Origin of the sequence: Acidovorax sp. HMWF018 (genome assembly GCF_003061035.1) — a bacterium.
Lineage (GTDB): Bacteria > Pseudomonadota > Gammaproteobacteria > Burkholderiales > Burkholderiaceae_C > Acidovorax > Acidovorax delafieldii.
Genome location: NZ_QAIM01000043.1, coordinates 21169 through 41540 on the forward strand (window position 1 = coordinate 21169; position 20372 = coordinate 41540).

A 20372-nucleotide genomic window follows, 5' to 3' on the forward strand; every position below is an offset into this window, starting at 1 on the left:
CATGGCGAAAACAAAGGAAAAGAAGATAAATTTCGCTGAATGGATGGAGTCTGTCCAACGGCAGTTTCGGAACTTGGATTCCAGGGATCCTTCGGTTTGGCCAGCTCTGCCAAAGGTAATCCTCTGCATCTTTATTGCGGGAGCTGTCGCTGCGGTGTCGTGGTTTGCATTTTTGCAAGATTATGAAGTGCAATTGGATGGGGAACGCAATAAAGAACTGGCACTACGAACTGATTATCAAAAGAAGCTGGTGAAGGCCGTCAGTCTGGATGCATTAAAGAAGCAGCGTGAGCAAATCCAGCAGTATGTTATACAACTGGAGAAGCAACTTCCCAGCAAGGCTGAGATGGCTGCCCTGCTATCGGACATCAATCAATCTGGTTTGGGGCGCAGTCTGCAGTTTGAGCTTTTTCGACCAGGTCAAGTAGTTGCCAAAGATTACTATGCTGAATTACCTATTTCTATTCGGGTGACTGGGAAATACCACGATATTGGTGCTTTCGCTTCGGATGTTGCGCACTTGTCTCGTATCGTCACACTGAATAATATGACTATTACGCCCGGAACTCGTGATGGTTTAATTATGGACGCGACCGCGCGCACTTTCAGATATCTGGATGCTGAGGAGATCCAGGCACAGAAGAAAGCCGGGGGAGCTAAGTGATGAGAACTTATGCTGGGCTACTTATTGTTGGCTGCGCCTTGATGCTTGCCGGCTGTGCTCCCTCAGGTGAGGATGAGTTAAGGGTATGGATAGCTGAGCAACGGGCGAATACAAAGCCGAGCGTTCAGCCTTTAACAGAGCCGAAAAAATTTATTCCTGAGCCTTACACGCAAGACGGGGCTGTAGAACCATTCAATCAAATCAAATTAACCCAGGCGTTAAAACGCGACTCTAATCAAGTAGCTTCAAATGCGGCATTGATTGCACCGGAAATGGCGCGTCGAAAAGAGCCGCTGGAAGCTTTTCCGCTGGATTCGATTGCGATGGTGGGGAGTTTGAATAAATCAGGAGCGCCAACCGCTTTGATAAAAGTGGACAATTTAATTTATCAAATAAAGGTTGGAAGTTATCTCGGGCAAAACTATGGAAAAGTCGTGCGAATCACCGAGAGCTCAATTCAGCTGCGCGAAATAGCGCAGGATGCAACTGGGGATTGGATAGAGCGTTTCGCCACGCTTGATCTACAAGAGGGTAAAAAATGAAACAAAATAGTGGCACATTACTTAATTTTTGCCGTGGCGCTGCTATAGGCGTTTCAACGCTTTTTCTATCATTCGGCGCATTGGCCGGAGGGGATATCAGTGCTGTTTCTGGTAGCGTCCAAGCTGGCGTGGAAACATTGAGAATAGATTTCTCTGAGCCGATTGAGTCCTCGCCCACGGGTTTCGCGACGCAGTCCCCTGCGCGTATCGCGCTGGATTTTCAGGGTGTTGGGAATAGCACTGGAAAATCGGGGCACGATATTAATCTTGGTAATCTGAAATCGGTCAATATCGTGCAGGCGGGGGGGCGTTCACGTATTGTGCTGAGTTTGAAGACACCTTCTTCATACAAAACGGAAGTTCAAGGGAGGTCGTTATTTATTTCTCTGGATTCCTCCGTTGTGACCGGCAGTGTTTCTAGTCAGGTTTCGGCTTTTTCGGAGAGTCAGAACAGTAATGTGCTGCCTTTGAAGGATATAGATTTTCGCCGGGGTGCGGATGGCGCTGGGAGGGTGATTGTAAATCTCTCAAGCAATCAGGTGGGTGTTGATTTGCAGCAGCAGGCCAAAGGCATAGCGATTGAATTTATGCGATCCTCACTGCCTGAAGGACTGCGTCGCAAACTGGATGTTACGGATTTTGGAACACCGGTACAAACTGTAACTACAAGTCAAGCTGGTGAGCGCGTTCGCATGCTCATCGAGTCAAACGGCGAGTGGGAACACAGTGCGTACCAGAGTGATAATCAGTTTGTCGTTGAGATTCGCCAGAAAAAAATAGATCTTGCTAAATTAACTCAAGGCCCTGGATATTCTGGAGAGAAATTGTCGTTAAATTTTCAGAATATCGAAGTTCGATCTTTGTTGCAGGTTATTGCTGATTTTACAAACTTCAATATAGTTACGTCTGACACTGTTACTGGAGCATTAACACTGCGGCTCAAGGATGTACCGTGGGATCAAGCGCTGCAAATCATCATGGACGCCAAAGGTCTCGGCATGCGGAAGACGGGGTCAGTTCTGTGGATCGCCCCCAAGGACGAAATAGATGCTCGTACAAAGAAGGATTTTGAAGCTGCCCAAGCTATACAAAAGCTGGAGCCTCTCAAAACGCAAGCGTACCAGCTCAATTATGCCAAAGCTTCTGATATTCTCACCCAATTAACGACTAGCACTGGATCAACCAGCACCACAAGCACTAGATTTTTATCAGAGCGCGGCAGTGCGATCTCTGAACCAAGAACAAATCAGCTGTTCGTGACTGATACTCCTAGCAAGCTGGAAGAGGTGCGTCTGTTGTTAGCCAGTTTGGATGTGGCTGTGCGACAAGTACTTATTGAAGCGCGAATCGTTGAGGCTCGTGACACCTTTGGCCGATCATTAGGCGTTCGTTTGGGGGCTACCGACTTGCGTGCTAATAGAGGCGGTGATGGTGGTTACGGTATTGGAGGCAATAATCGAGTCGCTTTCGGTACTTCTTACAACGATGCTGTTGCGTCAAGTGGTGCGGGTGGGACTACCAGTACCAGCGGTAAATTTGTAAATCTGCCTGCAAGCCTCTCTAACGTGAGCAGCGTTGGGAACTTTGCACTGTCTATATTCAATTCCGCGGCTAATCGGTTTCTTACCCTGGAGCTTTCCGCCATGGAAGCCGATGGCAAGGGGCGGATAGTCTCTAGCCCTCGTATAATTACTGCAGATCAGACCAAGGCATTGATTGAACAAGGCACTGAGTATCCTTACGCTGTGACTGCTCCTAATGGGGCCACGACTCTGGCTTTTAAAAAGGCGGTGCTCAAGCTTGAAGTAACACCTCAGATAACTCCTGAAGGAAATATTATTCTGGACTTGGATGTGAACAAGGACAGCCGAGGTGAAACAACAACTCAGGGTGTTGCCATTGATACAAAACATGTAAAAACGCAAATTTTAATCGAGAATGGTGGAACAGTTGTGATCGGTGGGATTTTTGAAATGGAAGAAACCAATCAGGAAAACAAAATTCCTTTTTTTGGCGATGTTCCAGTGGTAGGTAATCTCTTTAAAAATCGAACAAAAGAATCCACCAAGCGCGAAATGCTTGTTTTCATTACGCCAAAGGTAATTTCGGATAATGGTCCTAGAAAATAACTAATTCTTTATCAATAGACTATGAAAAAACTATTTAAAGCCTTGCTTGCTATCACTGTAAGCGTGATGGTTGTCGCTTGTGGCGGCGGCGGCGGCGGCGGCGGCACTCCGAACGGTCCATCCGCAACCTTGAGAGTCTACCCCCCTGTGAGCGCAATTAGTTTGCCTGTGGGCGCTAGTGGGTCCACAGATATTGAAGTGCGTGGCGGTAAAGCACCTTATGGTGTAATCAGCTCCGATGCCTCCGTTAGTGCTTTTCTTTCAGCTGACGGGATACTATTTATTTCTGGAAATAGTGATGGGACTTCAACGTTAACGGTATACGACGAGAGTCTCCCTGTTCAGCAAGTGAAAATTACTGTAACCGCCAAAGCGGTTCCATTGGTCAGCAGTGCCGGAACTGCAGTTACATTGCGGCCGAATCAGTCCCTTCAGTTCAATGTGCGGGGTGGTGTTGGTCCATATTCTGTTAACAGTTCAGATACAAGCACTGTCAGTGCATCTATCTCTGGATCTACGGTGACACTTCTCGGACTTCCGAAAGCAGGAACTGCGACTATTTTGATCACTGATGCGGCAGGTGCTACGTTAAGTGTCACGGCCACAGTGCAGGTGGGCACGATGTCGGTTTCGCCTGCCTCTATAACTGGGCCCGCTGGTACCAGTAATTCCGTGACTGTCAACGGTGGCGTGGCTCCGTACACCGTGAGTTCAACTAACACCGCTGTTGCTACAGCGACTATCTCCGGCTCATCTGTGTCGGTATCACTGGTCTCGCAAGGTGCATCTGATATCAAGATTACGGATGCAGCTGGTACCTCAGTGGTGGTTTCTGTTACTGTGACCACTAATGTCTTGCAGGTTTCACCTGCTAGTCAAACAGTGGATGAAAAGAGTGCGACCTCCACAACTCTTACTTATTTGATCGCAGGAGGCACTGCGCCTTATACTCCCTTGGTGAGTCCGGCTGACAAAGCCTTTTTCACCACACTATCCGTAGCTGCCAACACGCTGACAGCGACCCTTCCTGATTCCACCACGGGTCCGAGATGTGTAACTGCTGATAAGGTGATTCCAATCGACGTTTACGACTCAAAACTCGTTAAGCAAACTGTTTCAGTGACGATTAAAGACGGCGGTGCTGTGGCTTGCCCATGATGATGCTTTAGTCTAAATAAAAGGCCAATTTTATATTGGCCTTTTTTGTTTTGGTGACTGTAATTTGGTACGGGTAATAAAATATGAATGTGATCAATATTGATTTGGGTGATAGAACTTATGAAATACTAGTGGGTGAAAACATCGACTTGGTTCAGTCGCTCAAAGGCATTGTTTCCGATTTTCGGATGGCTGTAATTGTTACAAATGTTATTGTTGCTGGGTATCATTTAGATCGGGTAAAAAAATCTCTAGCTCGAATATTCGAGGACGTTCGTGTTATCGAGCTGCCAGATGGAGAGTCTCATAAGAGTTGGGATTCTTTAAACAATATATTTCACTCACTTTTGAGTTGGCAATGTGATCGAAAGACGACCCTGTTCGCTCTTGGTGGCGGTGTGGTTGGTGATCTAACTGGCTTCGCGGCTGCCACCTATATGCGTGGTATACCATTTGTACAGTTGCCCACGACATTGCTCGCTCAAGTTGACTCTTCGGTAGGTGGGAAAACTGCGATTAATCATCCGTTGGGGAAAAACATGATAGGGGCTTTTTACCAGCCTCAACTGGTCATCTGCGATTTTTGTACATTGAGTACTCTGCCTGATCGTGAGCTTCGCGCTGGTTTAGCTGAGGTTATTAAATATGGGCCGATTGCAGATATCGCCTTCATGGAATGGCTGGAGCAAAACTTGAACGCAGTTATGGCCAAGGAGGCCGCGGCACTTGCTCATGTGGTTCAGCGTAGTTGTGAGATCAAAGCTTGGGTCGTAAGCAAGGATGAGAAGGAGTCAGGCTTGCGCGCGATATTGAACTTTGGTCACACTTTTGGTCACGCCATCGAAGCAGGGATGGGTTACGGTGTTTGGTTACATGGAGAGGGTGTTTCGGCCGGGATGGTCATGGCCGCTGAACTCTCCCGACGCTTGGGGTTGGTAGGCGCTGACTTTGTTCAGCGGCTGATCTCTTTGATCCAGCTCGCTGGTTTACCCACCAAAGGGCCAGTATTAGATGCTAACGACAACGCCGGTCGATATTTGGAGTTGATGCGGATTGATAAAAAAGCCGAAGCAGGCGAAATTCGGTTTGTTGTGATCGATGGCCCCGGTAGAGCACTCGTACGCCCGGCGCCAGACTCCTTGGTCCGTGAAGTTATTGATGCCTGCAGCGAGTGAATATTTGTGGTTGCTTGGATTGCCTTTTTCGAGAAGCGTAGGTGCCGTTTGATGGGGGGCTACTAAGGTGATTGGGCTCGTAGATCTGTTGCCCTTCGCATCTGCCCCCGCGCAGACCCGCGGTCGGCGTCATTCGGAGTGTCCGCCGCCCACTCGAACTGAATACCAGCGCGACCGCGACCGAATAGTCCATTCCACGGCATTCCGACGGCTTGTCTACAAGACACAAGTCTTCCTCAACCACGAGGGGGATCTATTTCGTACCCGGCTAACTCATTCGTTAGAAGTCGCGCAACTCGGGCGATCCATCGCACGGTCGCTGCAGATTAACGAAGACTTGGTTGAGGCCATCTCGTTAGCCCACGACTTGGGGCATACCCCGTTCGGGCATGCGGGGCAGGACGCCTTGAATGGCTGCATGGCCGACTTTGGAGACTTTGAACACAACTTGCAGAGCTTGCGAGTGGTGGACAAGCTGGAAGAACGATACCCGTTGTATGACGGACTCAATCTCACATTCGAGACCCGAGAGGGGATTCTCAAACACTGCTCGCGCACTCATGCTTTGCAGTTGGAGAGTGAGGAGCCCAATGGTGTTGGTGCCCGCTTCCTGCGCAATGAGCGGCCGAGTCTGGAGGCGCAGTTGTGCAATTTGGCCGACGAGATTGCTTACAACGCACACGATATCGATGACGGCGTGCGCTCTGGGTTGATTACTCTGACGCAGCTGCAAGAAGTGCCCTTGTTTGATGCGTACCGTTCGGCAGCCCAGATGGAGCATCCCGGCCTCGCCACGCCATCAATGCAGCGCCGCTTGTTGTATGAGGCGATACGGCGGATGCTGAGTGCGCAGGTGTACGACGTCATTGACACCACAAAAGCCGCGCTGCACGAGCATGCACCAGCCCATCCCGATGAGGTGCGGAAGCTTCCAGTTCTGGTGAGCTTCAGTGGTGAGATGCGCGAGCGCTCTACCGTACTCAAGCGGTTCCTCTTCAAGCATCTGTACCGGCATCCCCGGGTCATGGAGACTACGGGCCATGCCCAAGAAATCGTGCGTGAGTTGTTCGATGCCTATATGGCCCAGCCTCACGAAATGAAAGCTGCCTTTACCGCGCGAGCCCTGGAGGGCGATAGCTATGGGCGAGCGCGGGCGGTGGCCGACTTTATTGCCGGGATGACGGACCGCTTTGCGGTGCGGGAGCATGAGCGCCTGACAGGGCGCCGACTCCTGCAGGAATAGCGCACGGTTCCGAGGTGAAGCGAGATGCGTTGATTTTTTTGGGGGGGCGTCGCTGGTGTCGCGCGACTTCAGGCTCCGTTAGATGTGGCCGCCTGAAGCGTATTTGCTGTGTGGGCTTGCGTATCTATTCTTTTCCTCCGCTGCCCTCCCGCCGATGTGAGCGTGCACTGAGGGGTCCATGAGGTTTCCAGATTGGACCGCCGCTGTCGCGAGATCTGCCAACAACTCACACCGATAAAATCCCAACTCTATCCCTGCGCTTCTGCGCGCACCCATGACATCTTCCTCCACCAACGCCGCTAAGGCGCTCCTCCATTTTGTATCCACTGATACCTACGTCCAGGACACTGTCTGGTGGTTGGAGCGGGCCGTCATTGGATTGAATCTCTGTCCATTTGCCAAGTCGGTGCATGTCAAAGGGCAAATTCACTATGTGGTGAGCTTGGCCACGACCGGGGAGGATGTGCTGGAGGTGTTGCGCGAAGAACTTCAGGCGCTCGCAAAAACACCCGCAGAAGTCAGGGACACCACCTTGCTGGTGATGCCGCATTGCCTGCAGGATTTTCTGGATTTCAACGACTTTCTTGGTGACGTGGAGGACGTGGTGCACGTTCTCGGGTTGGCGGGCACGCTGCAGGTCGCAAGCTTTCACCCGCAGTTTCAGTTCGCCGGCACAGATGCGGACGACGTGACTAATTGCACCAATCGCACTCCATACCCTACGCTGCACTTGTTGCGCGAGGCCAGCATTGATCGGGCGGTGTCGGTCTTTCCCGAGGCGGAAACCATCTTTGAGCGCAACATGGAAGTACTTGAAGAGATGGGCATGGCCGGTTGGCTGGCGTTGGACGTGGGCCCTCATGACAAAGGCGGTGCGAACATGGCCGCCACTGCCGCCAGCGATGACAATCCGCCAGCACAAGGCACCGGTTTATGAATAAAAAGAACCCATCTGCAGTGACGACCGACAAGCGAATTCGCGATGCGGGAAAATCCAAGAACGAGAGTGCTGAGCTGCAGGAACTGCGCCCTGGCCAATCGGTAGAGCTGCTCAAGGAGCTGCACATCCTCACGCGGGATGGCCGTCTCAATCAGGACTCACGCCGCAAGCTCAAGCAGGTGTACCACCTGTTCAACTTCATCGAGCCCCTGCTCACGGAGCTGTCCGCCCAAGGCGGTGGGCCCACGTTGGCGGACCACGGCGCGGGCAAGTCCTATCTGGGTTTCATCCTGTACGACCTGTACTTCAAGGCTCTGGGCCACGGGCGTATCTACGGGGTGGAGACCCGGGCGGAACTGGTAGAGAAGTCGCGGGTGCTCGCGCAGCGCCTTCATTTTGAGCGGATGTCGTTTCTCAATCTATCCGTGGCCGAGTCTGCGGATGCCCGTGAGTTGCCCGACCAGATCGATGTGGTCACCGCCTTGCATGCTTGCGACACCGCCACTGACGACGCGATTGCCTTCGGGCTGCAAAAAAAGGCCCGGGCTATGGTTCTGGTGCCCTGTTGCCAAGCGGAGATGGCAGCCTGCCTGCGCCAAGGCAAGGCCTTGCAGTTGGCGCGCACGCCCCTGGCGGAACTGTGGCGTCACCCCTTGCACACCCGCGAACTCGGCAGCCAGGTGACCAATGTGCTGCGCTGCCTGTACCTGGAGGCCAATGGCTACCAGGTCACTGTGACCGAGCTGGTGGGATGGGAGCACAGCATGAAGAATGAACTCATCATCGCGCGCTACACCGGACAGAAAAAACGCAGCGCGGCCGAGCGGTTGCGGGCGCTTCTCGGCGAATTTGGCCTGGAACACGCCATGGGGGCGCGGTTTGGCATTGGTGTGGTGGCAGACCCAGTGGAGAACTTGGCTACGCATTGACGCGTGCCCAAAAGGCGCGCAAGGGCAGGCCAGAATCAAGCATGCGCCTCGCTATCTTCGTGGCGGATGATGGGCGTCGCCAGCTTGCATCGATGAGAAATAGGGGACAGGTCTATGATCGTAACTCCCATATTCCTGATCAAGACCCATGGCCCGTTTGCCACGCCTGACCCTGCCGGGTCATTTGCACCACGTCATCCTGCGGGGTAACAACCGTCAGCCGATCTTCCGCGGAGTGGAAGATTTCGACGCGCTGCTGGCGCTGTTGATGGACAACGCGCAGAAATATGCCGTGGCCGTCCATGCTTATGTGCTGATGGATAACCACTTTCACCTGCTGGTTACGCCAGCCTCACAAGACGGACTGCCCCAGATGATGCAAGCGGTGGGGCGCCGGTATGTGCAGTACTTCAACCGTCGGCATGCCCGCACTGGTACTTTGTGGGAGGGGCGCTACCGTTCCACGGTATTGCAGCCGGAACGGTATTTGCTGGCGTGCATGGTGTACCTGGACCTCAACCCTGTACGGGCCGGATTGGTGCAGCAGCCCGCTGACTACGCCTGGTCCAGCCACGCACACTGGTTGGGCTTGCGTAACGACCGGTGGTTGACGCCCCATGCGCTGTATTGGGCTTTGGGCAACACCCCGTTTGCGCGCGAGGCAGCCTATGCCGCACTGGTGCAGGCGGGCCTGGGGGCGTCGGTGCAAACGGCGTTGACCGACTCGGCACTCAGCGGGTGGGCTTTGGGCGACACCGAGTTTCTTGCGGGCCTGCAACAGCAGACCCCGCGCCGCGTGACTCGGGGAATGCCTGGCAGGCCTCGAATGGCAAAAAATCATGCAAAAACCGACGATGGCGATTGAAATCATTGGCCTCATTGCTATTGATTTTAATATGTCCCCAATAATATGCTCATCTGAATTGTGGTTTGCTTAATGGGAATCTGACCCCAATTAAACTGCTTGCCAAAATATGCTGCAATGCACTAACCTCGGCTCCCCTGCGAAAAATATAGGAGTGCGCCATGACCACGGCTGCCGAGATCCAGCATCTGCAACAACACGGTTTGTATTCATCGGGTAACGAACACGACGCCTGCGGCCTCGGGTTTGTGGCCCACATCAAGGGCATCAAGCGCCACGACATCGTGACGCAGGCTCTGAAGATTCTGGAAAACATCGACCACCGTGGCGCGGTGGGTGCCGATCCGCTGATGGGCGACGGCGCTGGCATCCTGATCCAGATCCCTGACGCGCTGTACCGCGAAGAGATGGCCAAGCAAGGCGTGACCTTGCCAGCGGCTGGCGAATACGGTGTGGGCATGATCTTCCTGCCCAAGGAACATGCCTCGCGTCTGGCTTGCGAGCAGGAGATGGAGCGCGCCATCAAGGCCGAAGGCCAGGTACTGCTGGGCTGGCGCGATGTGCCGGTGAATGTGGACATGCCCATGTCCCCCACCGTGCGCAAGAAGGAGCCCATCCTGCGCCAGGTGTTCATCGGCCGTGGCAATGACGTGATCGTGCAGGACGCGCTGGAGCGCAAGCTGTACGTGATCCGCAAGACGGCCAGCGCCAACATCCAGGCCCTCAAGCTCAAGCACAGCAAGGAATACTACGTTCCGTCCATGTCCAGCCGCACCGTGGTCTACAAGGGCCTGCTGCTGGCCGACCAGGTGGGTGTGTACTACAAGGACCTGTCCGACGAGCGTTGCGTCTCGGCCATCGGCCTGGTGCACCAGCGTTTCTCCACCAACACGTTCCCCGAATGGCCGCTGGCCCACCCGTACCGCTACGTGGCGCACAACGGTGAAATCAACACCGTCAAGGGCAACTACAACTGGATGAAGGCCCGCGAAGGCGTGATGGCCTCGCCCGTGCTCGCGGCCGACCTGCAAAAGCTGTACCCCATCAGCTTTGCCGACCAGTCCGACACCGCTACGTTCGACAACTGCCTGGAACTGCTGACCATGGCTGGCTACCCCATCAGCCAGGCCGTGATGATGATGATCCCGGAGCCCTGGGAGCAGCACACCACCATGGACGAGCGCCGCCGCGCCTTCTATGAATACCACGCCGCCATGCTGGAGCCTTGGGACGGTCCCGCCTCCATCGTGTTCACCGACGGCCGCCAGATCGGCGCCACGCTGGACCGCAACGGCCTGCGCCCCTCGCGTTACTGCATTACCGACGACGATCTGGTCATCATGGGCTCCGAGTCGGGCGTGCTGCCCGTGCCCGAGAACAAGATCGTGCGCAAGTGGCGCCTGCAGCCCGGCAAGATGTTCCTGATCGACCTGGAACAAGGCCGCATGATCGACGACGACGAGCTCAAGGCCAACATCGTCAACACCAAGCCCTACAAGCAGTGGATCGAAAACCTGCGGATCAAGCTGGACAGCATCGAGACGGGTGAAGCCGCCGCGGTCCCTGCAGCTGCCGGCCTGCCGTTGCTGGATCGCCAGCAGGCCTTTGGTTACACCCAGGAAGACATCAAGTTCCTGATGGCGCCCATGGCCAAAAACGGCGAAGAAGGCATCGGCTCCATGGGCAACGACAGCCCGCTGGCCGTGCTGTCGGGCAAGAACAAGCCGCTGTACAACTACTTCAAGCAGCTGTTCGCCCAGGTGACCAACCCGCCGATCGACCCGATCCGCGAGGCCATCGTGATGTCGCTGAACAGCTTCATCGGCCCCAAGCCCAACCTGCTGGACATCAACCAGGTCAACCCCCCGATGCGGCTCGAAGTGAGCCAGCCCGTGCTCGACTTTGCCGATATGGCCAAGCTGCGCGACATCGAGAAGTACACGCAAGGCAAGTTCAAGAGCGCGACCATCGACATCACCTACCCGCTGAGCTGGGGCCGTGAGGGCGTGGAAGCCAAGCTGGCCTCGCTGTGCGCGCAGGCGGTGGACGCCATCAAGGGCGGTGCCAACATCCTCATCATCAGCGACCGCGCGGTGAGCGCGACGCAAGTCGCCATCCCCGCGCTGCTGGCGCTGTCGGCCATCCATCAGCACCTGGTGGGCGCAGGCCTGCGCACCACGGCCGGCCTGGTGGTCGAAACGGGTACCGCGCGCGAGGTGCACCACTTCGCGGTGCTGGCAGGGTACGGCGCCGAGGCCGTGCACCCCTACCTCGCCATGGAAACCCTGGCCGAGATGCACAAGGACCTGGGCGGCGACCTGTCGGCCAACAAGGCCATCTACAACTACGTCAAGGCGATTGGCAAGGGCCTGTCCAAGATCATGTCCAAGATGGGCGTGAGCACCTACATGAGCTACTGCGGCGCCCAGCTGTTCGAGGCCATCGGCCTGAACACGGAAACCGTGGGCAAGTACTTCACCGGCACCGCCAGCCGTGTGGAAGGCATCGGCGTGTTCGAGATCGCTGAAGAAGCCATCCGGATGCACAAGGCCGCGTTTGGCGACGACCCCGTGCTCGAAACCATGCTGGACGCCGGTGGCGAATACGCCTGGCGTGCCCGTGGTGAAGACCACATGTGGACGCCTGACGCGATTGCCAAGCTGCAACACAGCACGCGCGCCAACAACTGGAACACGTACAAGGAATACGCACAGATCATCAACGACCAGAGCAAGCGCCACATGACGCTGCGCGGCCTGTTCGAGTTCAAGATCGATCCGTCCAAGGCGATCTCGATTGATGAGGTCGAACCTGCCAAGGAAATCGTCAAGCGCTTCGCCACGGGCGCCATGTCGCTGGGCTCCATCTCCACCGAGGCGCACGCCACCCTGGCGGTGGCCATGAACCGCATTGGCGGCAAGAGCAACACCGGTGAAGGTGGCGAGGACGCGGCACGCTACCGCAACGAACTCAAGGGCATCCCGATCAAGAAGGGCGACACCCTGAAGAGCGTGATCGGCGCCGAGAACGTCGAGGTCGATCTGCCCCTGCAGGACGGCGATTCGCTGCGCAGCCGCATCAAGCAGGTGGCGTCGGGCCGCTTCGGCGTGACGGCGGAGTACCTGTCGTCCGCCGATCAGATCCAGATCAAGATGGCCCAGGGGGCCAAGCCCGGCGAGGGCGGTCAGCTGCCTGGCGGCAAGGTGTCCAACTACATCGGCAAGCTGCGCCACAGCGTGCCGGGTGTGGGCCTGATTTCGCCACCGCCGCACCACGACATCTACTCCATCGAGGACTTGGCCCAGCTGATCCACGATCTGAAGAATGTCGCACCGCACGCAGGCATCAGCGTCAAGCTGGTGTCCGAAGTGGGCGTGGGCACCATCGCCGCAGGCGTGGCCAAGTGCAAGAGCGACCACGTGGTGATCGCAGGGCATGACGGCGGCACGGGCGCTTCGCCCTGGTCGTCCATCAAGCACGCGGGCGGTCCGTGGGAAATCGGCCTGGCCGAAACCCAGCAGACGCTGGTGCTGAACCGCCTGCGCGGCCGCATCCGTGTGCAGGCCGACGGCCAGATGAAGACCGGCCGCGACGTCGCCATCGGCGCACTGCTGGGTGCTGACGAGTTCGGCTTTGCCACGGCGCCGCTGGTGGTGGAAGGCTGCATCATGATGCGCAAGTGCCACCTGAACACCTGCCCCGTGGGCGTGGCCACGCAGGACCCCGAGCTGCGCAAGAAGTTCTCTGGCAAGCCAGAGCATGTAGTGAACTACTTCTTCTTCATCGCGGAAGAAGTGCGCCAGATCATGGCCCAGTTGGGCATTCGCAAGTTTGACGACCTGATCGGCCGCACCGATCTGCTCGACATGCGTCAGGGCCTGGAACACTGGAAGGCACGCGGCCTGGACTTCAGCCGCCTGTTTGCCCAGCCGAACGTGCCCGCCGATGTGCCCCGCTTCCACGTGGACGTGCAGGATCACAACATCGAGCACACACTGGACCGCAAGCTCATCGAGCGCAGCAAGCCTGCCATCGAAAAGGGTGAGCGCGTGCAGTTCATCGAGGTGGCGCGCAACGTGAACCGTTCGGTCGGTGCGATGCTGTCCGGCGCGGTCACCCGTGTGCACCCCGAAGGCTTGCCTGACGACACCATCCGCATCCAGCTGGAAGGCACGGGCGGCCAGTCGTTCGGCGCGTTCCTCACCCGCGGTATCACGCTGTACCTGATCGGCGACGCCAACGACTACACGGGCAAGGGCCTGTCGGGTGGCCGTGTCATCGTGCGCCCTAGCATCGACTTCCGGGGCGAGGCGGTGCGCAACACCATTGTGGGTAACACCGTGATGTACGGCGCCACCACGGGTGAGGCCTTCTTCAGCGGCGTGGCCGGTGAACGCTTTGCGGTGCGTCTGTCGGGTGCCACGGCCGTCGTCGAAGGTACGGGCGACCATGGCTGCGAGTACATGACTGGCGGTACGGTGGTGGTGCTCGGCAAGACCGGCCGCAACTTTGCAGCAGGCATGAGCGGCGGCGTAGCGTATGTTTACGACGAAGACGGACAGTTCGACACGCGCTGCAACCTGTCGATGGTGACGCTGGAGCGCATCCTGCCCGCCACTGAGCAGGAAGCCACGGTCCCCCGCTCGATCTGGCACAACGGCCAGACGGATGAGGCCCAGCTCAAGAAGCTGCTGGAAGACCACAACCGCTGGACGGGCAGCAAGCGCGCGCGCGAGCTGCTGGACAACTGGGCCGCATCGCGCAGCAAGTTCGTCAAGGTCTTCCCGACCGAGTACAAGCGTGCGTTGGCTGAAATTTATGAACGAAAAGTGCTGGAGGAGTCCGCTACACCAGCGGTAGCTGCTACCAAAAAAGAAGTGGCCCCCGCCAAGTAAGGCGTCGCCACACCCTTCGCACAGCATTCATAGACAAGGACATCGTCATGGGAAAAACTACCGGCTTCATGGAATACGAGCGCATCGAAGAGGGCTACAAGCCCGTGCCCGAGCGCCTGAAGCATTACAAGGAATTTGTCGTCGGGCTCGATGAGAGCCAGGCCAAGGTGCAAGGCGCGCGCTGCATGGACTGCGGCACGCCGTTCTGCAACAACGGCTGCCCGGTGAACAACATCATTCCCGACTTCAACGACCTCGTGTACCACGCGGACTGGAAGAGCGCGATCGAGGTGCTGCACAGCACCAACAACTTCCCTGAGTTCACCGGCCGCATCTGCCCCGCACCTTGCGAGGCTGCCTGTGTGCTCAACGTGAACGACGATGCTGTGGGCATCAAGAGCATTGAGCACGCGATCATCGACCGCGCCTGGGCCGAAGGCTGGGTGCAGCCGCGCCCCGCCAAGCACCAGACGGGCAAGAAGGTGGCTGTGGTGGGCTCCGGCCCCGCAGGTCTGGCGGCTGCGCAGCAACTGGCCCGCGCTGGCCACAGCGTCACGCTGTTCGAGAAAAACGACCGTGTGGGCGGCCTGCTGCGCTACGGCATCCCCGACTTCAAGATGGAGAAGTCGCACATCGACCGCCGCGTGAAGCAGCTCGAAGCCGAAGGTGTGGTGATTCGCACCGGCGTATTCGTGGGCGCCGCGAAGGACGGCCTGGGCAAGGATTCCAAAGTCACCAACTGGGCCAAGGAAACCGTCACGCCCGAACAGCTGAACAAGGAGTTTGACGCCGTGCTGCTCACCGGTGGCGCCGAGCAGTCGCGCGACCTGCCTGTGCCAGGCCGTGAACTTGACGGTATTCACTTCGCCATGGAATTCCTGCCCCAGCAGAACAAGGTCAACGCGGGCGACAAGCTCAAGGGCCAGATCATGGCGACGGGCAAACATGTCATCGTGATCGGCGGCGGCGACACCGGCAGCGACTGCGTGGGTACCAGCAATCGCCATGGTGCAGCCAGCGTCACCCAGTTCGAGGTGATGCCCCAGCCCCCTGAAGTGGAAAACCGCCCCCTGACGTGGCCTTACTGGCCGCTCAAGCTGCGCACCAGCTCCAGCCACGAAGAAGGTTGCGTGCGTGAGTTCGCGATCTCCACCAAGGAGTTCACGGGCGAAAAGGGCAAGGTCAAGAGCCTGACTACGGTGCAGGTCGAGTTCAAGGACGGCAAGCTGGTCGAGATTCCTGGCACCGAAAAACACTACCAGGCCGATCTGGTGTTGCTGGCCATGGGTTTTGTGAGCCCGGTCGCGCCGGTGCTGGAGGCCTTCGGTGTCGAGAAGGATGCCCGAGGCAATGCCCGCGCCACCACGGACTTTGACGGCGGTTATGCCACCAACGTGCCCAAGGTGTTTGCGGCGGGCGATATCCGCCGGGGTCAGTCACTGGTGGTTTGGGCCATCCGTGAAGGCCGCCAGGCCGCGCGTGCGGTGGACGAGTTCCTGATGGGATATTCGGACCTGCCCCGCTGATCCTGCGGTTTCTCGCACCCTCCAAGCAACGGCGCCTTCGGGCGCCGTTTGTGTTGATGGGGCCTTTGACGGTGGGGCAATGGCCGGGCGTCAGCCTTCTGGACGCTTTGTTGGCACAATCAGGGGTTCTGTCAATCCGGGCTTGCCTCGGTCTCGCTCGGTCGGGATCGCTGGCGGTTGTGCTTTTTCTTTACAAACATGCATGAATGTATGTTTGTGTCTTCGGCTACCATCTGCGCTCCATTTTCCGGGGGCGGATGTCGTTTTGGCAGGCCTCAGATCAGACATCCATTTCTTGCATGGCCGAGTCCACATTTCTTGCCGAGTTGCGCAACGTCACGTTTTCGTACGGTGACCGCGTGATCCTGCGCGACGTGACCCTGGCGGTGCCGCGCGGCAAGGTCACGGCGCTGATGGGCGCATCGGGCGGGGGCAAGACCACGGTGCTGCGTCTGCTTGGGGGGCAGCACAGGGCCCAGAGTGGCCAGGTGTTGGTCAACGGTCAGGACGTGGGGCGCATGGACGTGCAGGCCTTGTACGCTGCGCGCCGGCGCATGGGCATGTTGTTCCAGTTCGGGGCGCTGTTCACCGACCTGAGCGTGTTTGAGAACGTGGCCTTTCCGCTGCGTGAGCACACCGATTTGTCCGAGGAACTGATCCGCGATGTGGTGCTGATGAAGCTGCATGCGGTGGGCCTGCGTGGTGCACGCGACCTGATGCCCGGCCAGATATCGGGTGGCATGGCGCGCCGCGTGGCGCTGGCCCGAGCGATCGTGCTGGACCCAGAACTGGTCATGTACGACGAACCCTTTGCGGGCCTGGACCCCATCTCGTTGGGCACGGCTGCGCAGTTGATCCGTCAGCTCAACGACGCCATGGGCCTCACCAGCATCGTGGTGTCGCATGACCTGGAGGAGACTTTCCGCTTGGCGGACCATGTGATCATCCTGGGCGAAGGCGTTGTGGCGGCGCAGGGCACGCCTGAGGAGGTCCTCGCCAGCCGTGACCCGCTGGTGCACCAGTTTGTCAACGCTCTACCGACTGGCCCGGTGCCGTTCCATTACCCCGGCCCGGCCGTTGCCGAGGATTTCGGACCTGCAGGAGGACGTGCACTGTGAGTTGGTACAAGCCCTCCGACGTCGGTTTTGCTGTGCGCCACAAGCTGGCTGACATTGGCATGGGCGCGCGGTTGTTTGGGCGGCTGGTGCGGCTCCTGGGTGCGACCTTGATGCGGCCCTCGCTGGTGCGCGACCAGGTGCATTTCCTGGGCAACTATTCGCTGGCCATCATTGCCGTGTCGGGCCTGTTCGTGGGGTTTGTGCTGGGCTTGCAGGGCTACTACACGCTGCAGCGCTATGGCTCGTCAGAGGCCCTGGGCTTGCTGGTGGCACTGAGTCTTGTGCGCGAGCTGGGCCCCGTGGTCACGGCGCTGCTGTTTGCGGGCCGCGCAGGCACGTCGCTCACAGCAGAAATTGGCCTCATGCGCGCGGGGGAGCAGCTCAGCGCCATGGAGATGATGGCGGTGGACCCGGTGCAGCGCATCCTGGCGCCTCGCTTCTGGGCAGGGGTGATCACCATGCCCCTGCTGGCGGCGGTGTTCAGTGCGGTGGGCATCATCGGCGGCTGGATCGTAGGGGTGCTCATGATCGGCATTGACCCCGGGGCGTTCTGGAGCCAGATGCAGGGCGGGGTGGATGTCTGGAAAGACCTGGGCAACGGCGTGCTCAAGAGTGTGGTCTTTGGCTTCACGGTAACTTTTGTGGCGCTGCTGCAGGGCTATGCAGCCAAACCCACCCCTGAGGGTGTGTCGCGCGCCACCACGCGCACCGTGGTCATGGCGTCTTTGGCGGTGCTGGCACTGGACTTCGTGCTCACCGCACTGATGTTCAGTATCTGACGCTGGCGGTGCTGGCAGTTCTAGGAATCAAACATATGCAACGCTCCAAAAACGATCTGTGGGTAGGGCTCTTCGTGATGCTGGGCGCGGTGGCACTGGTGTTTCTGGCGCTGCAGTCGGCCAACCTGCTGAGCCTTCAATTCCATTCGGGCTACCGTGTCACCGCCAAGTTCGACAACATCGGCGGTCTCAAGCCCCAGGCGGCGGTGCGCAGCGCTGGGGTGGTGGTGGGGCGCGTGGAGTCCATCACCTTTGACGACAAGACCTTCCAGGCGCGGGTCACGCTGGCCATGGAAGACCGCTACGCCTTCCCCAAGGACAGCTCCCTCAAGATCCTGACCAGCGGCCTGCTCGGCGAGCAGTACATCGGGATCGAGGCGGGTGCCGACGAAAAAAATCTGGCGGCGGGAGACACGATCACGTCTACCCAGTCGGCGGTGGTGCTTGAGAACCTTATCGGACAATTTCTTTACAGCAAAGCCGAAGACGGCGCAAAACCTGCAGGGACAGGTGGAAAAAAATGATGCATTCACTCCATACACTCCGTGCCCGCATTGATGACGGCAGGTTGTCGATGTCCCGCCTTGCAGCCAGCCTGGCCTTGTTGCTGGGGGCTGTGCTGCTCACCGGGTGCGCCACGGTGGCCAACCCTGATCCCCGCGACCCGCTGGAGTCTTACAACCGCAGCATGACCAACTTCAATGAACAGGTCGATGCCATGGTGCTCAAGCCCGTGGCGACGGCCTACAAGGAGGTCACGCCCGCACCGGTACGCACGGGGGTCAGCAATTTCTTCGGGAACCTGAGCGACGTCTGGTCGTTTGTGAACAACGTGCTGCAGCTGCGCGGTGAAGCCGCTGCGTCCAGCTTCATGCGGGTCAATGTGAACACGTTCATGGGCCTGGGCGGTTTGCTGGACATCGCCAGCGAGCTGGGCATCGACCGCTACAAGCAGGACTTCGGCCTGACCCTGGGGCGCTGGGGCGTGGGTACTGGCCCCTATCTGGTGCTGCCCATCCTGGGGCCTTCCACCGTGCGCGACACATTCGCGCTGCCGGTGGACATGAAGGGCAACGTGGTGAGCTATGTGGACCCGGTCTCGGCCCGCAACTCGCTGTATGCGCTGCGCGCCGTCGAGGTGCGCTCCAACTTGCTGCGCGCGGGCTCTGTGCTCGACAGTGCGGCCCTGGACAAGTACAGCTTTACGCGTGACGTGTACCTGCAGGTGCGCAGCCACGCCGGTGAGGCGCCGAATGCGGACGGCAAGGACGACGGCGGCGCCAGCAATGGCGTGCTGCCCGAGGAACCTCCTGCGCGCTGATGGCATGCCGGGCGGGGCACATGCACCGATGCGCCGCCCTGGGTCTGGCCCTGTTGCACTTGCTTGCAATCCGCAACCGCTGCGACGCATGCCAGTGGGCCCGCACCTCCACAATGATTTGACGGGCACAAGCCCGCACCGATGAAAGCCGAGAAGATGATGAACCGACGTTCCCTGGGCCGTGCCGCCCTTTGCATTGCAGCCAGTGCCGTGCTGAGCCTGCCGTTGTCTGCCCTCGCAGCCGACGAGGCGCCCGACGCGCTGATCAAGCGGCTGTCCGCCGATGTGCTCAACACCGTGAAGTCCGATAAGGCCATCCAGGCCGGGGACCTGAGCAAGGTGATCGCCCTGGTCGATAAAACGGTGATGCCCAACGTCAACTTCCGCCGCATGACCGCCGCAGCCGTGGGCCCCGGCTGGCGCCAGGCCACGCCCGAGCAGCAAAAACGCCTGCAGGACGAGTTCAAGATCCTGCTGGTGCGCACCTATGCCGGCGCGCTGGCCCAGGTCAATGACCAGAGCATCCAGGTCAAGCCCCTGCGCGCAGCCGCCGAGGACAAGGACGTGCTGGTGCGCACCGAAATCGTGGGCCGGGGCGACCCCATCCAGCTCGACTACCGCCTCGAAAAGACTCCTGGTGATGGCGCAGGCTGGAAGATCTACAACCTGAATGTGCTGGGCGTCTGGCTGGTGGAAACCTACCGAGGCCAGTTCGCGCAGGAGATCAATGCCAAGGGCATCGACGGCCTGATCGAGACACTGGCCGCCCGCAACAAGACCAATGCGGGCACTGCCAAGGGCTGACCGCCCCCTCGCCATGCTGGTCCTGCCCCCCGAACTCACCCACCGCCAGGCTACTGCCTGCCTGCACATGCTCAAGCAGGGGTTGCGGGTTCACCGCGACAGCGCGGTGGTGGTGGACGCCCATGGGCTGACGGTGTTCGACACCTCGGCCTTGGCCGTGCTGCTCGAATGTCGGCGTGAAGCCCTGTCCGAAGGCAAGCAGTTTTCCGTGCAAGGCATGCCCGCTGGTCTGGCGGGCATGGCAGGGTTGTATGGGGTGGATGCGCTGCTGGTCGCCGCACCTT

17 protein-coding genes are annotated in these 20372 nt (G+C 58.3%); all 17 read left to right on the plus strand.

The genetic code is table 11. From position 1 onward, the window contains the following. Position 1: 1 nt before the first annotated feature. Positions 2–664: a type 4a pilus biogenesis protein PilO gene (locus DBR23_RS01390; protein WP_108497061.1), complete on the plus strand. Its 663-nt coding sequence runs from the start codon at positions 2–4 to the stop codon at positions 662–664. After that, a complete protein-coding gene (locus DBR23_RS01395; RefSeq protein ID WP_108497062.1) occupies positions 664–1206 on the plus strand; it encodes a pilus assembly protein PilP in 543 nt (180 codons plus the stop codon). Before DBR23_RS01390 ends, DBR23_RS01395 begins: the two co-directional genes overlap by 1 nt. Beyond that, positions 1203–3335 (plus strand): type IV pilus secretin PilQ, encoded by a 2133-nt coding sequence (gene pilQ, locus DBR23_RS01400; protein WP_108497063.1) that lies wholly within the window; start codon positions 1203–1205, stop codon positions 3333–3335. The genes DBR23_RS01395 and pilQ overlap by 4 nt, the downstream gene beginning before the upstream one ends. 21 nt (positions 3336–3356) lie before the next feature. Beyond that, complete coding sequence (locus tag DBR23_RS29120) at positions 3357–4493, plus strand: hypothetical protein (protein ID WP_146191189.1); 1137 nt, start codon at positions 3357–3359, stop codon at positions 4491–4493. Positions 4494–4576: 83 nt separating this feature from the next. After that, positions 4577–5668, plus strand: coding sequence for a 3-dehydroquinate synthase (gene aroB / locus DBR23_RS01405; protein WP_108497064.1), 1092 nt, complete (start codon positions 4577–4579; stop codon positions 5666–5668). A gap of 70 nt (positions 5669–5738) precedes the next feature. After that, a complete protein-coding gene (locus tag DBR23_RS01410; RefSeq protein ID WP_108497083.1) occupies positions 5739–6911 on the plus strand; it encodes a deoxyguanosinetriphosphate triphosphohydrolase in 1173 nt (390 codons plus the stop codon). A 274-nt stretch (positions 6912–7185) separates the two neighbouring features. Next, the gene (locus tag DBR23_RS01415) at positions 7186–7848 is read left to right on the plus strand and encodes a DUF1415 domain-containing protein (protein WP_108497065.1); all 663 of its coding nucleotides are present in this window, start codon (positions 7186–7188) and stop codon (positions 7846–7848) included. Further along, positions 7845–8780, plus strand: a complete 936-nt coding sequence (locus tag DBR23_RS01420) for an SAM-dependent methyltransferase (protein WP_199227606.1) — start codon at positions 7845–7847, stop codon at positions 8778–8780. The genes DBR23_RS01415 and DBR23_RS01420 overlap by 4 nt, the downstream gene beginning before the upstream one ends. A 148-nt stretch (positions 8781–8928) precedes the next feature. Then, positions 8929–9645 carry a transposase gene (locus DBR23_RS01425; protein WP_108497066.1) on the plus strand — a complete coding sequence of 239 codons (717 nt, stop codon included), beginning with the start codon at positions 8929–8931 and terminating at the stop codon, positions 9643–9645. Between the two features lie 161 nt (positions 9646–9806). Further along, positions 9807–14540 (plus strand): glutamate synthase-related protein, encoded by a 4734-nt coding sequence (locus tag DBR23_RS01430; protein ID WP_108497067.1) that lies wholly within the window; start codon positions 9807–9809, stop codon positions 14538–14540. A 47-nt stretch (positions 14541–14587) separates the two neighbouring features. After that, positions 14588–16066, plus strand: coding sequence for a glutamate synthase subunit beta (locus tag DBR23_RS01435; RefSeq protein ID WP_056060207.1), 1479 nt, complete (start codon positions 14588–14590; stop codon positions 16064–16066). Between the two features lie 299 nt (positions 16067–16365). Continuing rightward, positions 16366–17184: an ABC transporter ATP-binding protein gene (locus DBR23_RS01440; RefSeq protein WP_108497068.1), complete on the plus strand. Its 819-nt coding sequence runs from the start codon at positions 16366–16368 to the stop codon at positions 17182–17184. Beyond that, positions 17181–17963 (plus strand): lipid asymmetry maintenance ABC transporter permease subunit MlaE, encoded by a 783-nt coding sequence (mlaE, locus tag DBR23_RS01445; protein ID WP_099731118.1) that lies wholly within the window; start codon positions 17181–17183, stop codon positions 17961–17963. The genes DBR23_RS01440 and mlaE overlap by 4 nt, the downstream gene beginning before the upstream one ends. Positions 17964–17998: 35 nt before the next feature. Next, complete coding sequence (gene mlaD / locus DBR23_RS01450) at positions 17999–18487, plus strand: outer membrane lipid asymmetry maintenance protein MlaD (protein ID WP_056060215.1); 489 nt, start codon at positions 17999–18001, stop codon at positions 18485–18487. Between the two features lie 50 nt (positions 18488–18537). Then, positions 18538–19284 carry a VacJ family lipoprotein gene (locus tag DBR23_RS01455; RefSeq protein WP_233250220.1) on the plus strand — a complete coding sequence of 249 codons (747 nt, stop codon included), beginning with the start codon at positions 18538–18540 and terminating at the stop codon, positions 19282–19284. 156 nt (positions 19285–19440) lie between these two features. Continuing rightward, positions 19441–20088: a phospholipid-binding protein MlaC gene (locus DBR23_RS01460; protein ID WP_056747251.1), complete on the plus strand. Its 648-nt coding sequence runs from the start codon at positions 19441–19443 to the stop codon at positions 20086–20088. A 13-nt stretch (positions 20089–20101) separates the two neighbouring features. Then, the coding region (locus tag DBR23_RS01465; protein ID WP_108497085.1) for an STAS domain-containing protein at positions 20102–20372 on the plus strand (271 nt) is incomplete at its 3' end.

Bases quoted from the DNA above. Each gene is read 5' to 3' on its own strand.
- aroB (WP_108497064.1), top strand. From the start codon at position 4,577: ATGAATGTGATCAATATTGATTTGGGTGATAGAACTTATGAAATACTA.
- DBR23_RS01425 (WP_108497066.1), top strand. From the start codon at position 8,929: ATGGCCCGTTTGCCACGCCTGACCCTGCCGGGTCATTTGCACCACGTC.
- DBR23_RS01420 (WP_199227606.1), top strand. From the start codon at position 7,845: ATGAATAAAAAGAACCCATCTGCAGTGACGACCGACAAGCGAATTCGC.
- DBR23_RS01455 (WP_233250220.1), top strand. From the start codon at position 18,538: ATGTCCCGCCTTGCAGCCAGCCTGGCCTTGTTGCTGGGGGCTGTGCTG.
- DBR23_RS29120 (WP_146191189.1), top strand. From the start codon at position 3,357: ATGAAAAAACTATTTAAAGCCTTGCTTGCTATCACTGTAAGCGTGATG.
- DBR23_RS01395 (WP_108497062.1), top strand. From the start codon at position 664: ATGAGAACTTATGCTGGGCTACTTATTGTTGGCTGCGCCTTGATGCTT.
- DBR23_RS01430 (WP_108497067.1), top strand. From the start codon at position 9,807: ATGACCACGGCTGCCGAGATCCAGCATCTGCAACAACACGGTTTGTAT.
- DBR23_RS01440 (WP_108497068.1), top strand. From the start codon at position 16,366: ATGGCCGAGTCCACATTTCTTGCCGAGTTGCGCAACGTCACGTTTTCG.
- pilQ (WP_108497063.1), top strand. From the start codon at position 1,203: ATGAAACAAAATAGTGGCACATTACTTAATTTTTGCCGTGGCGCTGCT.
- DBR23_RS01435 (WP_056060207.1), top strand. From the start codon at position 14,588: ATGGGAAAAACTACCGGCTTCATGGAATACGAGCGCATCGAAGAGGGC.
- DBR23_RS01415 (WP_108497065.1), top strand. From the start codon at position 7,186: ATGACATCTTCCTCCACCAACGCCGCTAAGGCGCTCCTCCATTTTGTA.
- DBR23_RS01390 (WP_108497061.1), top strand. From the start codon at position 2: ATGGCGAAAACAAAGGAAAAGAAGATAAATTTCGCTGAATGGATGGAG.
- mlaD (WP_056060215.1), top strand. From the start codon at position 17,999: ATGCAACGCTCCAAAAACGATCTGTGGGTAGGGCTCTTCGTGATGCTG.
- DBR23_RS01460 (WP_056747251.1), top strand. From the start codon at position 19,441: ATGATGAACCGACGTTCCCTGGGCCGTGCCGCCCTTTGCATTGCAGCC.